General features: G+C 73.1%; 16 protein-coding genes. 5 read left to right on the top strand and 11 right to left on the bottom strand.

Going from position 1 to position 13,962, the window contains the following annotated elements; translation table 11 throughout:
• Window positions 1–170 precede the first annotated feature (170 nt).
• Window positions 171–614, top strand: a complete 444-nt coding sequence (locus ACTMTB_RS00925) for an HNH endonuclease (protein ID WP_154941475.1) — start codon at window positions 171–173, stop codon at window positions 612–614.
• 77 nt (window positions 615–691) lie between these two features.
• On the opposite strand, the gene ACTMTB_RS00920 is transcribed toward ACTMTB_RS00925, so the two are convergent.
• Window positions 692–1,312 carry a TetR/AcrR family transcriptional regulator gene (locus tag ACTMTB_RS00920; RefSeq protein WP_441142048.1) on the bottom strand — a complete coding sequence of 207 codons (621 nt, stop codon included), beginning with the start codon at window positions 1,310–1,312 and terminating at the stop codon, window positions 692–694.
• A 71-nt stretch (window positions 1,313–1,383) separates the two neighbouring features.
• Between ACTMTB_RS00920 and ACTMTB_RS00915 the strand changes: the two genes are divergently transcribed.
• On the top strand, window positions 1,384–1,974 hold the full coding sequence (locus tag ACTMTB_RS00915) for a peroxiredoxin-like family protein (RefSeq protein ID WP_441142047.1): 591 nt from the start codon (window positions 1,384–1,386) through the stop codon (window positions 1,972–1,974).
• 151 nt (window positions 1,975–2,125) lie between these two features.
• On the opposite strand, the gene ACTMTB_RS00910 is transcribed toward ACTMTB_RS00915, so the two are convergent.
• The 3 genes from ACTMTB_RS00910 to ACTMTB_RS00900 form a co-directional block, all read right to left on the bottom strand.
• Window positions 2,126–2,302: a DUF6228 family protein gene (locus tag ACTMTB_RS00910; RefSeq protein WP_441142046.1), complete on the bottom strand. Its 177-nt coding sequence runs from the start codon at window positions 2,300–2,302 to the stop codon at window positions 2,126–2,128.
• Between the two features lie 162 nt (window positions 2,303–2,464).
• Window positions 2,465–3,232 carry an enoyl-CoA hydratase/isomerase family protein gene (locus ACTMTB_RS00905; RefSeq protein WP_441142045.1) on the bottom strand — a complete coding sequence of 256 codons (768 nt, stop codon included), beginning with the start codon at window positions 3,230–3,232 and terminating at the stop codon, window positions 2,465–2,467.
• A 111-nt stretch (window positions 3,233–3,343) separates the two neighbouring features.
• On the bottom strand, window positions 3,344–5,731 hold the full coding sequence (locus ACTMTB_RS00900) for a M4 family metallopeptidase (RefSeq protein WP_441142044.1): 2,388 nt from the start codon (window positions 5,729–5,731) through the stop codon (window positions 3,344–3,346).
• Between the two features lie 206 nt (window positions 5,732–5,937).
• Here ACTMTB_RS00900 and ACTMTB_RS00895 point away from each other — a divergent pair, with 206 nt between their 5' ends.
• Complete coding sequence (locus ACTMTB_RS00895; protein ID WP_441142043.1) at window positions 5,938–6,423, top strand: hypothetical protein; 486 nt, start codon at window positions 5,938–5,940, stop codon at window positions 6,421–6,423.
• Between the two features lie 7 nt (window positions 6,424–6,430).
• Here ACTMTB_RS00895 and ACTMTB_RS00890 read toward each other — a convergent pair whose 3' ends face one another.
• Complete coding sequence (locus ACTMTB_RS00890; RefSeq protein ID WP_441142042.1) at window positions 6,431–7,315, bottom strand: LysR family transcriptional regulator; 885 nt, start codon at window positions 7,313–7,315, stop codon at window positions 6,431–6,433.
• A 72-nt stretch (window positions 7,316–7,387) separates the two neighbouring features.
• Between ACTMTB_RS00890 and ACTMTB_RS00885 the strand changes: the two genes are divergently transcribed.
• Window positions 7,388–8,050, top strand: coding sequence for a type 1 glutamine amidotransferase domain-containing protein (locus ACTMTB_RS00885; protein WP_280839972.1), 663 nt, complete (start codon window positions 7,388–7,390; stop codon window positions 8,048–8,050).
• Window positions 8,051–8,130: 80 nt separating this feature from the next.
• Here the strand turns inward: ACTMTB_RS00885 and ACTMTB_RS00880 are convergent, their stop codons facing one another.
• From ACTMTB_RS00880 to ACTMTB_RS00860, 5 genes are all read right to left on the bottom strand, one after another.
• The gene (locus ACTMTB_RS00880; RefSeq protein WP_441142041.1) at window positions 8,131–8,556 is read right to left on the bottom strand and encodes an ASCH domain-containing protein; all 426 of its coding nucleotides are present in this window, start codon (window positions 8,554–8,556) and stop codon (window positions 8,131–8,133) included.
• A 29-nt stretch (window positions 8,557–8,585) separates the two neighbouring features.
• Entirely contained in the window at window positions 8,586–9,200 is a 615-nt protein-coding gene (locus tag ACTMTB_RS00875) for a histidine phosphatase family protein (RefSeq protein WP_210773737.1), read from the bottom strand.
• Between the two features lie 72 nt (window positions 9,201–9,272).
• Window positions 9,273–9,938, bottom strand: coding sequence for a DUF998 domain-containing protein (locus ACTMTB_RS00870; RefSeq protein WP_441142040.1), 666 nt, complete (start codon window positions 9,936–9,938; stop codon window positions 9,273–9,275).
• A gap of 13 nt (window positions 9,939–9,951) precedes the next feature.
• Window positions 9,952–10,371 carry a VOC family protein gene (locus ACTMTB_RS00865; protein WP_088964361.1) on the bottom strand — a complete coding sequence of 140 codons (420 nt, stop codon included), beginning with the start codon at window positions 10,369–10,371 and terminating at the stop codon, window positions 9,952–9,954.
• Between the two features lie 35 nt (window positions 10,372–10,406).
• The gene (locus tag ACTMTB_RS00860; RefSeq protein WP_441142039.1) at window positions 10,407–10,811 is read right to left on the bottom strand and encodes a helix-turn-helix domain-containing protein; all 405 of its coding nucleotides are present in this window, start codon (window positions 10,809–10,811) and stop codon (window positions 10,407–10,409) included.
• 105 nt (window positions 10,812–10,916) lie between these two features.
• Here ACTMTB_RS00860 and ACTMTB_RS00855 point away from each other — a divergent pair, with 105 nt between their 5' ends.
• On the top strand, window positions 10,917–11,144 hold the full coding sequence (locus ACTMTB_RS00855; RefSeq protein WP_441142038.1) for a hypothetical protein: 228 nt from the start codon (window positions 10,917–10,919) through the stop codon (window positions 11,142–11,144).
• Window positions 11,145–11,187: 43 nt separating this feature from the next.
• Here ACTMTB_RS00855 and ACTMTB_RS00850 read toward each other — a convergent pair whose 3' ends face one another.
• Complete coding sequence (locus tag ACTMTB_RS00850; RefSeq protein ID WP_441142037.1) at window positions 11,188–13,869, bottom strand: helix-turn-helix transcriptional regulator; 2,682 nt, start codon at window positions 13,867–13,869, stop codon at window positions 11,188–11,190.
• Window positions 13,870–13,962: the final 93 nt, after the last annotated feature.

The raw sequence follows: 13,962 nt of genomic DNA, 5'->3' as shown, positions 1-13,962 counted from the left end.
CGTGCGCGTGGTCGACGCTGCCGCTCGAAGGTTGCCGAGCTGAAGGTCCCCGGGACGGGTGGCCCGACTGACGCGTGCCCGCACGCGCTCCAGCCGCCCGTCCCCCACCCGGACCGGGCGGCTTTTCGCTGTCCGGACCGGTCCGCCGCCGATCGTGAAGGGAGAGCCCGGTGGACGCCGTCCTCGTCATCAACGCCGACCTCGGCCCGCTGCACCGGGTCACCGTCCAGCACGCGATCCGGATGCTGTGCCGCCGGGTCGCCGAGATCCACGAGGCCGAGCCGGACCAGGTGATCGGGGTCTTCCCGGTTCCCCGGGTGGTCCGCCTCGTCCGGTACGTGGTCACCCGCTGGCGGTTCCACGCCGGGCCGGCCTGGTCCCGCGCCGCCGTGCTGCGGCGCGACGACCGGTGCTGCGCGTACTGCGGCGGCCCGGCCAGCACCATCGACCACATCCTGCCCCGCTCGCGCGGCGGCCGGAACACCTGGAAGAACACGACCGCCGCCTGCTACGCCTGCAACCAGCGCAAGGGCGACCGGACGCCGGCCGAGGCGGGCATGCCGCTGCGGCGCGAGCCGGTGACGCCGAGCTGGGCCGCGTTCGCCGGGCGGTGACCCGCCGGCCGGCGGGCACAGGGGGCCGCGTCGGAGGTACGCCTCCGGCGCGGCGCCCGCCGGTCCCTCCGCCCCGGTCAGTCGGCGGAGACGGCCAGGCCGCGCAGCAGTAGCTCGAGTCCGCCGTCGAACTCCACGTCCGGTCCCACCCGCCGGGCGTCGGCGGCGGTGGCCGACAGATGCGGGAACTCCGCCGGGGACAGTCCCGCCATCGCGTCGGTGCCGCTGCCCGAGAGCGGGCCCAGGTGTTCGAGCTGGATCGCGCCGACGGCGTACGCGAGCAGGGCGCGCAGCGCGACCACCCGGCGGGTGCCGGCGAAGCCCGCCTCGGCGAGGATGCCGAGCACGGTCTCCGTCCAGCGCAGCACGGTCGGCGACCGGTGCCGGTGCACGGGGAGCAGCGGCACCACGGCGGGATGTCCGCCGATCGCGGTTCGCATCCGCTGGACCAGCACGCCCACCCGGTCCTGCCAACTTTCGTCCGGCGGAGCGGCGGTGTCGACCATGGACAGCACCTCCTCCACGACCAGCGCCTCCAGTTCGTCCCGGTCGGCGACGTAGCGGTAGAGGGCCATCGGGCTGGTGCCCAACTCCTGGGCGACCGCTCGCATGGTGAGCGCGGGAAGCCCGTCGCGGTCGATGACGGCCAGCGCGGCCGAGGCGAGTTGGGCCGGGGTGAGTGAGCGGGGGCGAGGCATGGCCTTGACAGCGTACAACGTAAGCCTAACCCTGTAGGAGTACGTTGTACGCCTACGACAGGGAGGCAACCATGTCCCGCCCGTCCGCCCCCGGTTCGACCGTGTCCCGCCGTCGGCTCACCCCGGTCTCCGGGCCGCCGGTCGCCGTCCCCGATGCCGAACGCCTGGTCCACCTCCAGTTCCGCCGGTTCGCCGGCTGTCCGGTCTGCAACCTGCACCTGCGCTCGATCGTCCGCCGGCACGCCGAGATCGAGGCGGCCGGGGTACGCGAGGTCGTGGTCTTCCACTCCCCCGCCGACGAACTGCGGGAGCACACCGACGACCTGCCCTTCGCCGTCATCGCCGACCCCGACAAGCGGCTCTACCGCGAGTTCGGCGTCGAGCCGTCCGTGCGCGCACTGCTCAGCCCGCGCGCCTGGCTGCCGATCCTGCGTGCGGTGCTGCGCAGCTCGTGGGCCGTCCTGCGGGGCCGGGAGCGCCCACCGGCGGTCGTCCCGCACGGCGGGCGGTTCGGGCTCCCCGCCGACTTCCTGATCGCCCCGGACGGCTCGGTCCTGGCCAGCAGGCACGGCGAGCACGTCTACGACCAGTGGTCGGTCGACGAGCTGCTGAGGCTCGTCACGTCGCCTTCGACTCCGCCGGCTCCGGGGACCGGCGGCTGACGGACCCCCACACGTCCTCACCGCCGAAGCTCACTGCCGCCCGGACTGGCCGACGCGCCGGCGAGAGGGTTGCCGACGCTACAGACCTGATGTCGTGGACTCGGGTTTGGGAGGAACTCGCGGAGGTCGGCGGCGAGGCGTCGTCCCAGATTCAGACCTCCACCCCGGGAAGCTCGGCACGCAGACCGTCGGCCCGGGCCTCGACCGAGAAGCCGACGCCGTACTCGTCCGGGAAGCGACGGCTGTGCAGGCGGACGGACACGCCCGGATGCGCCTGGCATCGGATCGTCACGTCGAGCTTGTCGGCAGGCGGGCGAAGATGCGGCACGGCAGGGACGGTAGAGCCTCCCGGGTACGCCTGGCAGGCGCATTCCCGGCTCGACGTCGACCTGGCGATTCGTTCACGTCATCAGGTCCGTAGCGCCCGTGAGATGTCCGAGGGGGCCGGGGGCCGACCCCTGGTGTCGTACCGCGGATCAGGGCACGACGGTCAGGGGCGGTCGGACGGCGACCAGGTGAAGTTCGGCGCGCGGCGCTCGCGGTGGGCGGCGACCCCCTCGCGGGCCTCGCCGCTGTCCCGCACCTTCCGGTGCCACCAGGCGACCCGGGCCGGCGCGGCCCGGTCGTCGACGATCTCCTTGGCGGCGGCGACACTGAGCTGCGAGCGCTGCGCGATGGCGGTGGTGATCGCGGCCACCCGGCCGGCCAGGTCGTCGACCACCTCGTCCACCAGGCCGACCCGCAGCGCCCGCTCGGCGTCGATCAGCTCGGCGGTGAAGAGCAGGAACTTCGCCGTCGCCGGGCCGACCAGCCGGGTCAGCCGGCGGGTGGTCGGGGCCGGGTAGACCAGCCCGAGCCGGGCCGGCGGCACGCCGAAGCGGGCGTCCGGGGCGGCGACCCGCAGGTCGCAGGCCACGGCGAGCTGGCAACCACCGCCGACGCAGGGCCCCTGCACGGCGGCGACCGTCGGCTTGGCGAAGGCGGCCAGCCGTTCCTCGGCGACGACCGCGATGCTGTGGTCGCCGGCGTCCAGCAACTCGTCCAGGTCGCCCAGGTCGGCGCCGGCGCAGAAGGTGCCGTCCGCGCCGGTGAGCACCAGGGCGCGTACCGCCGGGTCGGCCTCCAGGGCGTCGAGCAGCACCGGCAGCCGCCGCCACATGTCCGGGGTCATCGCGTTGCGCCGGGCCGGGTTCCGGATCGTCACCGTCGCCACCGCGCCGGTCACCTCGACGGTCAGCTCCGCGTCCGACACCGACACCACCCCTTCCGCCGGCCGGCCCGCGCCGACCCGGTCCGGCGACCATAACGGCGCGGGCCCGACGACCACCCGCGAGGGGTGGCCGCCGGGCCCGCCGACGGCGAGGTCAGGTCAGGAGACGTTGACCGCGGTGTCGTCGACCACGAAGGACGTCTGGAGCGAGGAGTCCTCGGTGCCGGTGAACTTCAGGGTGACGGTCTGGCCGGCGTACGAGGCCAGCGAGAACGACTTCTGCGAGTACCCGGCGGCCTTGTTCAGGTTCGAGTAGGTCGCCAGGGTCGCCAGCACCGTCCCGGAGGAGTTGAGCACCTGCACCTTGAACGTGTCGTACGCGGTGCCGGTGGTGGTCTCCGCCGAGTCGATGTGCAGCCAGAAGGTGAAGTTGTACGACGTGCACCCGGCCGGCAGGGTCACCGCCTGCGAGAGCGTGTCGGTGTGGGTGCTGCCGTAGCCGTCCAGCCAGGCGTTGCGGGTGCCGGTACGGGCGGGCTGGCCGGTGAACGAGCCGATGACGCCCGAGGTCGACGCCCACGGGGTGGTGCCGGACTCGAAGCCGGGGTTGCCGAGCTTCTGGCCGGCGCCGGTGCAGCCGCCACCGGTGCCGTTGACGGTCAGCGTGTAGGTCGCCGTCCGGTTCACCGAGCCGGCGCCGGTCACGGTCACCGGGTAGGTGCCGGCCGGGGTGCCGGCCGAGGTGGCGATGGTGAGGGTCGACGAGCCGCCCGAGGTGACCGAGGTCGGGTTGAACGTGGCGGTGGCGCCGGTCGGCAGGCCGGACGCGGAGAACGTCACGGTCTGCGCGGTGCCACCGGTGGTGGCGGTGGCGACGGTGGTCGAGACCGAGCCGCCCGCGGTCACCGAGCCGGAGGTCGGGGAGAGCGAGACGGAGAAGTCGTTACCGGTCGACGAGCAGGGCGCGTCGTTGCCGGAGACGGCCACCGCGGTCCACGCCGCCTGGACGGCCTTGTACTCGGTGGAGCAGTTGCCGTACAGGTCGGTCGCCGCGCGCAACGTGTAGGCCCGAGCGGTGTTCGACGGCGTGGTGGTGTTGACGTACGAGGTGTTGGAGGTGAAGTACACGTCCAGGGCGCGGTACCAGATCTTCTCCGCCTTGGCCCGGCCGATGCCGGTCACCGCCGGGGCGGAGCCGCAGATCGGCGAGGTGCCGTACGGGGTGGCACCGGTGCCCTCGGCCAGGTTGAAGAAGAAGTGGTTGGCCACGCCGGACGAGTAGTGCACGTCCTTGTTCTTGGTGCCGGTCGTCCAGCAGGTGTCGGACGAGCCGTCCAGCTTCGGGTCGTACATGTAGCGCAGCGGCGTACCGTCGCCGTTGATGTTGATCTTCTCGCCGACCTGGTAGTCACCCGGGTCGGCGGTGGTGTTGGCGTAGAACTCGACCATGTTGCCGAAGATGTCGCTGGTGGCCTCGTTGATGCCGCCGGACTCGCCGGAGTAGGTCAGGCCGCCGGGGACCACGTTCTCGGTGACGCCGTGGCTCATCTCGTGCGCGGCCACGTCGAGGGAGACCAGCGGCCGGGCGTTGCCGGAGCCGTCGCCGTAGGTCATCCGGGAGCCGTCCCAGAAGGCGTTGACGTAGTTGTTGCCGTAGTGCACCCGGCTCGGCACGCCGCGACCGTCGCCGAAGATGCCGTTGCGGGCGTGCACGTTCTTGAAGTAGTCGAACGTCTTGGCCGCGCCGAAGTGCGCGTCGACGCCGGCCCGCTGACGGGTGTTGGTGTCACCCCAGCTGTTGTCGGTGTTGGTGAACGTCGTGCAGGTCGACGTACCCTGGTTCATGTCGCAGGTGCTGCCGTTGCCGTGCGACGGGTCGATCATCTGGTACGTGCTGCCGGAGAGCGTGGTGTCGATGGCGACCGTGCCGGAGTAGACGCTCTGGCCCGTGCCGGCGACCATCTCGATCTCGTCGTACGAGCCGATCACCTTGCCGTTGACGGCGTCGCTGATGACGTGCAGCCGGGACGGGGTCTGGCCGTCGGTGTGCCACCCGGAGAGCACCGTCTCGTAGGCGAGGCGGCCGGTGCCGGAGCTGGCGTCGACGAAGAGCTCCGGGGCGCCGACGCTCTCCAGCTTGCCGGAGAACGCCTTCCTGGCCGTCGCCTTGGCTCTGGCCGGCGTGACCTTCGGCGCGGTGCCGAGGGTGAGCGGCGCGGCGAGGCCGACCGAGGAGCCGGCGTAGCCGCCGGTGGGCGTCGTGTGGATGACGAAGTCGCCACCGTAGACGCGCAGGCCCTGGTAGGTCCGGGTGTAGCGGGTGTGCGCCGCGCCGTTCGCGTCCACCTTCGTGCGAACCGCCTGGTACGACTCTCCGCTGACGCCCTGGACGGCGCCGGGGTTGTTGCGGAGCAGGCTTTCGGCACGAGCTGCGGGTGAGGTGTCCGGGGCGGGGGCGCTAGGGGCCGCCTGCGCTGCGGTGGCGACGCAGGTCAGCATGCCGCTGGTAAGCAGCGCTGCGCTGACGGCGGCGAGGGTTCTTCTCACGTGCCCTCCTGACAAGGAAAGATGTGACGGGGGTAGTCACGCATGTAAATATGCAGATACATCGAAGAAAAGAGAAGGGGGGAAGCGCTTCCATCCCGCGACACTGGCCGAACGGAGGATGAGCCCTGGTGAGGGAACCCGGCGGCGTCGATGCACGTCCGAACGGCATGAGATCATCCGTCCTGGCCATTGTCAAGATCGTAACTGTGGCCAGCCTCCTGACCGGCTGCTCAGCAACCGGTTCCAGTTCACCTGCGCCGGCGTCGGACACCCCCACCGGTGGGACCGCCACGGCCACGCCGGGCACCGCCACGCCGGGCGGCACGGCCACCGGCACCCCCGCCGCGACCGCCTCCCGGGTGACGCTGACCCGCAGCGGCGGCATCGCGGGCGGCGCGGAGACGGTGACCGTGGAACCGGACGGCCGATGGACGGCGACCGGTCGCACCGGCGCGACCCGGACCGGTCAGCTCTCCCCGGCCGATCTCGACCGGCTGCGCGCGCTGGCGGGCAGCGCCCCCAGCGGCGGCGGCCCCGGCCGCCCCGACGTGCGCTGCGCGGACACCTACACCTACCGGCTGACCATCGGCGCGAACCCGGTCGAGTGGACCGACTGCGCGAGCGGCCCCCAGCCGCCGGCCGCCGCCTCCGCCCTGGCCGACCTCCTGCTCCGGGCCGGCGCCCTGCGGTGACGCCGGGCTACCAGCCGGCCGCCGCCGCCAGCAGCGCCCGCCGCACGGCCTGCACCTCGCGCCGCCCCGCCACCGCCGGCCGGGCGGCCAGGAAGAGCGTGTTGAGCGGCGGCACCGCCGGGCTCGACAGCGGACGCAGCGCGCCGGAGGCCAGCTCACTGCGACACAGGTACGTCGGCAGCACGCTCGCCCCGGCGCCGGCCACCACGGCCGCCAGCACCGCGCGCAGGTCGGCCACCACCAGGTTGGGCGTACGGGTGAGTCGGGTGTCGAAGACCGTCCGCCACCAGCGACGCAGGATCGGCGCCTCCTCCGCGTAGGCGACCAGCGGCACGTCCCGCAGGGCCTGCGGGGTCACCGGGTCCGGCAGCCGCTCGCCCCAGGCGGGCGCGGCGACCAGCGCGAACTCCTCGTCGTAGAGCGGCTCGACGGCCAGCCCCCGCCGCCGGGGGCGCACGCTGCTCACCACCAGGTCGAGCCGGCCGGCGGCGACGTCGTCCAGGAGCTGCTCGGGCAGCCCCGCGGAGACCCGCAGCTCCAGACCCTCGGCGACCAGACCGGCCACCGCCGGCAGCGCCAGCTCCGCGAGGAACTCGGCCGGCCCGCCGAGGAAGACCGTCCGCGGGTACGGCGTGGCCGTGTCGTCGGCGAGCACGGCGTCGAGGCGGTCCAGCGGATCGGCCACCCGGCGGGCCAGTTCGTCGCCGGCCGGGGTGGGCAGCACGCCCCTCGGCACCCGGTCGAAGAGCGGCCGGCCCACCGCCTCCTCCAGCGCGCGGATCTGGGCGGTGACCGTCGGCTGGGCCAGCCCGAGCAGTTCCGCGGCGGCGGTGATCGAACCGGACCGGTGCACGGCCAGGAAGCTGCGGAGCAGGTCGAGCGACACCTTCACATCAGCAAACCTATCGCTGCTGTGTCGTTCGCCTATTGGTCAGCTATGGATTCGCGCGCCAGCATGGTCGACATGACACGTGCACTCATCGCTCTGACCAGCCACCGCCAGCTCGGCACCACCGGCCGCGAGACCGGCTTCTACGTCGGGGAGGCCGCGGAGCCGTGGGAGGTGTTCCGGGCCGCCGGCTGGGACGTCGACCTGGTCTCGGTGGCCGGCGGCCAGCCGCCGCTGGACGGCCGGGACGAGAACGACCGGACCCAGAACGACTTCCTGGCCACCGCCGGCGTGGAGCACACCCCGAAGGCCGCGGACGTCGACCCGACCGGGTACGACGTGATCGTCTTCGCCGGCGGTCACGGCACCATGTGGGACTTCCCGAACGACCCGGACCTGGCGCGCATCGCCGCGACCGTCTACGAGCGGGGCGGGGTCGTCTCGGCGGTCTGCCACGGCCCGTCCGCGCTGGTGAACCTGAAGCTCTCCGACGGCTCCCACCTGGTGGCGGGCAAGCGGGTGGCCGGCTTCACCAACGACGAGGAGAACGCCGTCGGCCTCAGCGACGAGGTCCCCTTCCTGCTGGCCGACAAGCTCACCGAGGCCGGTGCCGTCCACGTACCGGCGCCGAACTTCACCGAGCACGTCGTCGTCGACGGCCGCCTGGTCACGGGCCAGAACCCGCAGTCCGCCCGGGCCATGGCCGAAGCCGTCGTCAGGACCGTCGCCTCCCGCTGACCCCCTCGGCGGGCGCGGACGCCCGGACGGAGTGGCTGTTCCCGGTGGAACGGCCACTCCTTCCGGGGACGGTTCGGCCGTCAGAGGCGCTGGAGGAGGCGGAAGCGTACGGCGACCGCGAGGGTGTCGTCGGTGACGGTGAAGTCGGGGTCGCCGAGCCAGCCCCGGTAGTCGGGGCCGTGCCAGTACGTCTCGTGCCCGGCGCGCCAGGCGGCGACGGAGTCGTACCCCTCGCCCTCGTCCCGGGCGTGGTCCAGGTCGACGTCGCCGAGCCGGACGAGGCGTACCTCGGTCAGCTCGATGACCGCGACCGGACGGTCGGCGGAGTCGACCACCACCGAGCGGGCACCGACCACCGGCAGCGGCTCGCCGTCGCGCTCGTGGTCCTGGAACAGACCGGTGGTGGAGGTCTTCGCGCCGGAAAGGACGGCCGCGACGAGCTGGTCCCGCAGCGGCCCCGGGAAGGCGAACTCGGTCTTCGGCAGGTCGGGCGGCGGCGTCGTCATCCGGCGACCGTAGCCGGCACCGCGCCCGGTCACACCCGATAATCGCTGGGCAGTCCGGTGCCGCGCAGCTCGGGCGGCAGGTGGGACACGTCGTTGAAGGCGATCAGGCTGGGCGGCCCGGTCGAGCTGTAGCGGATCACGGTCAGCCCGGCATTGTGGTGGTTGAGGCCCAGCCAGCGCCGCTCCGGGGCGCCCAGGGCGTGCCGGACCAGCCAGGCGATCAGGAAGTTGTGCGTGATCACCAGCTCGCGGACGTCACCGTCGAGCGGGGCGGTGGCGAACCGGGCGACGGCCTCCGCCGCCAGTCGCGGCCCGTCGGCCCGCTCGCGCGCCGAGAAGCCGGCCAGGAAACTCGCGTACGTCACCGGCAGCCCGGCCGGGTCGGTGTCGTGCGGCAGGTGATCGCCGGCCAGCTCCGTCGCGTACACCGGGACCGTCGGCAGTGACCCGGCGACCAGCTCCGCGGTCTCGACGGCCCGGCGCAGCGGGCCGTGGTGGACGGCGCGCAACGGTACGGCCCGCAGTCGCTGACCGAGCAGCGCCGCCTGCCGGCGGCCCCGCTCTGAGAGCCCCACCTCCGGCGACTCGATCTCCGGGCGGTCCTGCTCGCCGTGCCGGGCCAGGTAGAGCAGCCGGGTGGCCATCGTCGTCTCCTCGTGCGGCCGGGAGGCGCGATGCTAACCCGCGCCTCCCGGCCGTCGCCGCCCCGATCACGCTCAGCGAGGCGACCGTCGCAGCGCCGCCACGAACGTCGCGGTCACCCAGGCCCAGCCGGCGGTCACCGCCAGACCGAAGGCGACCATGGCCACCGGGCCGGGCCGGACCATCAGCGCGCCCCAGGCGAGCGCGAAGAACACCCCGGTCGCGATGCTGGTGACGGCCCACACCCGGTCGCCGTCGCGGGCGGCCCGGCGGCCGGCGACGACGGTCGCCACGATCAGCGACCCGAAGGCGACCGCCGCCGCGAGGAAGTGCAGCCCGCCGTGCCAGCTGATCTGCCCGGGCCCGCGCGGCGTGCCGGCCGGGAAGCCGTCGGCCGGGTCGGCGCTGAAGACCCCGGCCGCCATCAGGCCGAACCCCCAGAGGGCGAGCAGCCGGGGCAGCCAGGTCGAGCCGGTCACCGGCCGGCGGCGCACCGCGGCGGCGGCGCCGACGCAGAGCGCACCGGTGGCCAGGAAGGTGGCGATCTGGAGCCAACCCAGGTCGCCCGTGCTCAACATGCTGACCGGGTGCCGCCGGAAGTCGAAGCCGTCCCGGGTGAGGCCCTGGGCCAGCGCGGACACGGCGAAGACCGGGCCGGCGAGGATGCCGCCGACCAGCAGGGCCCGGTCCCGGCCGAGGGCGGCCGGTCCGGCGGCGGGCAGGGTGATCGCGTCGGTCACGGCCCCGCTCCCGTCAGGCCCGGGGGAACATCTGGCCGATACGGATCTTGTTGCCGAACGGGTCCCGGATGCCGAAGTCGATCCCGTACGGGCGCTCCTCCGGCTCGTCGGTGATCTCGACGCCCTTGGCGACCAGGTCCTCGTGCGTCTTGCGGGCGTCGTCGGTGGTCATGAAGAGGTAGCCACCCAGCGCCCCCTTGGTGAGCAGCTCCCGGACCTGCTCGGCGGTGGCCGGGTCCAGCGCGGGCGGCCCCGGCTTCTCCAGCAGGATCTCGCGCTCCGGGTCGCCGGGCAGGTTGACCGTGAGCCAGCGCATGAAGCCGAGGTCCTGGTCGGTGTTGACCTCCATGCCGAGCTTGCCGACGTAGAAGTCGAGGGCCTCGTCCTGGTCGAGGACGTAGATCTGGGAGCGGCTGATCGCGTTCATCGTCATGCCCATCACGCTAGAGGGTGGGCCTGACCTGCCGCTTATCCAAAACTGCTGGGTCTGGTCCAGGCCTTGGCGAAGCAGCTCGGCACGGTCGCGGCGGCGGCCGACCGGCGCCTGCGGAAGTCGCTCGGCGACTCGCCGACGATCTGCCGGAACGTCCGGCTGAACGTCCCGAGGCTGCTGAAGCCGACCGCGAAGCAGATGTCGGTGACGTCCCGCTCGCTCTCGATCAGCATCGACATCGCGCGCTCCACCCGCCGCCGTTGCAGGTAGCGGTGCGGGGTCTCGCCGAAGGTGGCGCGGAAGGTCCGGATGAAGTGCGCCTCGGAGACGAGCGCTATCCGGGCCAGCGCCGGGATGTCCAGCGGCTCGGCGTACGCCCGGTCCATGGCGTCCCGGGCGCGCAGCATGGCCCGGTTCGACTCCTCCACCGCACGACTCATCGGCCCCCACCCGTCGTCCCCGCCGTCAGCGCCAGGCTATCGCCGTCGCCTGCCACCGGCACCGAGGGACAACGCAACGTTATCTATCGATGCAACAATCTTATTGTGAACGAGGTTTCCCAATTCCCCACCGTCCGGTACTTCGCCACGGCGAACCCCGTCGGGCCCGGCCAGGACGACGTACCGGCGCTGCTCCGGCGGGTCGCGGACACCATCGAGGAGCTCGGGCCGGTGTGGATCCAGGACGTGACCTTCGAGAACGAGATCAACGAACACGGTGACTGGTACTCGCTCACCGTCTACTTCCACGAGGAGTCGAACGGCGGCGAGTGAGGCCGTTCCCACGCGCGGCCGCCCGCCACCGGCGGCGCGGGCGTCAGCAGTCGATCGACGAGGACCGGACGATGGCCGCCAGCTGGGACCGGGAGGTGATGCCCAGCTTGGGGAACGCCTTGTAGAGGTGGTAGCCGACCGTCCGCGGGCTGAGGAAGAGCTGGGCGCCGATGTCGCGGTTGGAGGCGCCACCGGCCGCCAGCCGTACGACTTCCCGTTCCTGGGGCGTGAGGACACTGAGCGGGTCGCCGGCCCTGCGGGGCGCGGCCGGCACGTCCCCGGTCGCACGCAGCTCGGCACGGGCCCGCCCGGCCCACAGCTCCGCACCGAGCCGATCGAAGATCTCCAGTGCGCCACGTAGCTGTGCCCGGGCGTCCGCCCGCCTTCGGGCCCGTCGCAGCCACTCGCCGTAGGCGAGCCGCGTCCTCGCCTGTTCGTATGGTTGATCGCCGCTCTCGTGGACACGGACGGCCGCCACGAAGTGCGCTTCATCCTGCTCGACGAGGGCCCGGCAGCGTAGGGCGATCGCGTCCGATGCCGGCTGACCGACGTGCCGCGCCCAGGTCAGGTAGCGCTCCAGCGGCTCCTTGGCCCGTTCCGGCTGGTCACTGCGGACGGCTGCCTCGATCTGGTCGGCGGCGCAGAGGACGCCGATTCCCGTCGGCGGGATGGCCGCCAACTGCCGCAGGGCGGCGTCCGGGTGTCCCAGGCCGAGTTCGAGCCGGCCGAGCGCCCAGCGCCCGATGCTCGCGGCGAGAACCAGCCCCTGGTCGTCGGCTCGCCGGACACCTTCCTCGGCCTTCTCGCGACACCCCGGCACGTCCGCCTGATGGGCGAGCACCCAGGCGATGCAGCTGGTGAGGTGGGTGACCCGGTGCTCGTGACCCAGCTCCGTCGCCAGCCGCAGCCCCGCGTCGAGCGTCGCCAGCGCCTCGCCGTACGAGCCGAGCAACCCCTGTGCGAACCCATGGTCCTGCAGCGCGAAAGCCAGCCAGCCGATCATGCCGCTCTGCTGGCATTCCGCCACCACCCGTCCGGTGATCTCTTCGCAGCGGGCGGCACGGCCCGCGGGAAGGCAGACAGCGGCGGTGAAGGTCAGCCCGGGCACGCCCAGCCCGGCGAGCGCAGGTAGGTCGAGCACCTCGCTGATGAGCTTGATCCCGCCGGGGATGTCGCCGCGCAGCAGCCGGGTCAGCCCGATCGCCTGGCTGGCCAGCGGCGAACCGGGAAGCGCATGGAGCTTCGCGGCGGCCTGCTCCGCCAGCCGCGGGTCGCCCGCGAACCAGGCGCAGCGGACGGCCTCCACCAGCAGCCAGTGCGCCTGCTCGGTGGCGTGGGCGGCTACGCGCGGGACGGTGTCCATGATGATGCGGCCCGCCGCCAGCGGGGTGCCCAACTCGAACTCGCGATGGGCGCGTACCTGGGTCAGCGCCAGGATCATCGTGGGGTCGTCCACGTCGGGGGTGGCGCTGTCGGCGAGTGCGGCGGCACGGCGCATCAGGCCGGCGTCGCTCGCGGCCAGCGCGGCGGCGGCCAGCCGCGCGGATCGGCGTACCGGATCGGCGGTGAGCTCCGCGGCTCGTTCGTAGGCGGCCGCCATCGCGGCATGGCCGCCACGGGTACGGGCGCGGCCCGCCGCCTCCTCCAACTGTTCCGCGACGTCCTCGTCGGGACCGAGCGCGGCGGCGGCCAGGTGCCAGGTCCGCCGGTCAGCGGCATCCGGCGCGGTCGAGCTGGTCAGCGCGTCGGCAAGGGCGCGATGTACGGCGAGGCGTCGGCTGACGGAAGCGCTGTGATAGGCGGCAGCCCTGATCAGGGGATGACGGAAACCGACCATCGACCCGCTGATCTCGATCAGCCGGCTCCGCTCGGCCGCTTCGAGACCGGGGAGGGACGCGCCGGCCGCGACCAGCGTCGCAAGCTCACCGGAGCCGCCCGCCGCCGCGATCAGCAGCGCGGTGCGCGCGTGCTCGGGAAGCTCCGCCATCTGCGCGTGGAACGCCGCCTGGACGCGATCGGCCACCGGCATCGCACCCACCGGCGACAGTCGTCCCGCCCGCTGTTCGGGGCTGAGCGCGGCGGGCAACTCGATGAGCGCCAGCGGGTTGCCGTCCGACTCCTGGATGAGGCGCTCCCGCACCTGGGGCGGAAGGTCGGCGGGGAGCAGGGCGGCGGCCGCGGTGCCGTCCAGGCCACCCAGCCACAGCTCGCCAAGCCCCGGGGCAGGGAAATCCGGGCGAGCGGCGAAGATCATGGCGATGCCGTCCGCCTCGAGTCGGCGCGCGGCGAAGACGAGGGCGTCGGTGGACGCCTGGTCGAACCACTGCGCGTCGTCGATGAGACAGAGCAGCGCGCCGTCCCCGGCCAGCTCGGACAGCAGGCTCAGCGTGGCCAGTCCGACCAGGAACCGGCTTTCCGGCGGGGCGTCGCCCAACCCCAGTGCACCGCGGAGCGCGGCGGCCTGCGGGTCGGGCAGCGCGTGGATCCGGTCGAGCCCGGTGCGCAGAAGCAGGTGGAGTGCGGCGAACGGCAGTGCCGCCTCGGACTCGATACCGACGCCGCGCAACACCCGCATGCCGGCTGCCCGCCCGGCGGCGTACTCGAGGAGCGCCGACTTGCCGATCCCCGCCGGGCCGCGCATCACCAACGTGCCGCTGTGACCGTTCCGGGCGCCTTCCAACAGCCGTTCGATCTGCGCCTGTTCCCTGGCCCGCCCGTGCAGCACGCCTGGCAACCTACCGTCACGACGACTGATTCGCCGATCGCGCCGACCTCCGTAGCTTCGTGATCACACGCACGTCAGCACCACGAAGGGACC

The organism is Micromonospora sp. L32, assembly GCF_052068055.1.
Lineage (GTDB): Bacteria > Actinomycetota > Actinomycetes > Mycobacteriales > Micromonosporaceae > Micromonospora > Micromonospora purpureochromogenes.
Note: the sequence above shows the minus strand (reverse complement) of the source record. Positions and strands in the feature narration are given on the sequence as shown.

Bases quoted from the DNA above. Each gene is read 5' to 3' on its own strand.
- ACTMTB_RS00920 (WP_441142048.1), bottom strand. From the start codon at position 1,312: ATGCCTCGCCCCCGCTCACTCACCCCGGCCCAACTCGCCTCGGCCGCG.
- ACTMTB_RS00915 (WP_441142047.1), top strand. From the start codon at position 1,384: ATGTCCCGCCCGTCCGCCCCCGGTTCGACCGTGTCCCGCCGTCGGCTC.
- ACTMTB_RS00885 (WP_280839972.1), top strand. From the start codon at position 7,388: ATGACACGTGCACTCATCGCTCTGACCAGCCACCGCCAGCTCGGCACC.
- ACTMTB_RS00880 (WP_441142041.1), bottom strand. From the start codon at position 8,556: ATGACGACGCCGCCGCCCGACCTGCCGAAGACCGAGTTCGCCTTCCCG.
- ACTMTB_RS00875 (WP_210773737.1), bottom strand. From the start codon at position 9,200: ATGGCCACCCGGCTGCTCTACCTGGCCCGGCACGGCGAGCAGGACCGC.
- ACTMTB_RS00865 (WP_088964361.1), bottom strand. From the start codon at position 10,371: ATGACGATGAACGCGATCAGCCGCTCCCAGATCTACGTCCTCGACCAG.
- ACTMTB_RS00860 (WP_441142039.1), bottom strand. From the start codon at position 10,811: ATGAGTCGTGCGGTGGAGGAGTCGAACCGGGCCATGCTGCGCGCCCGG.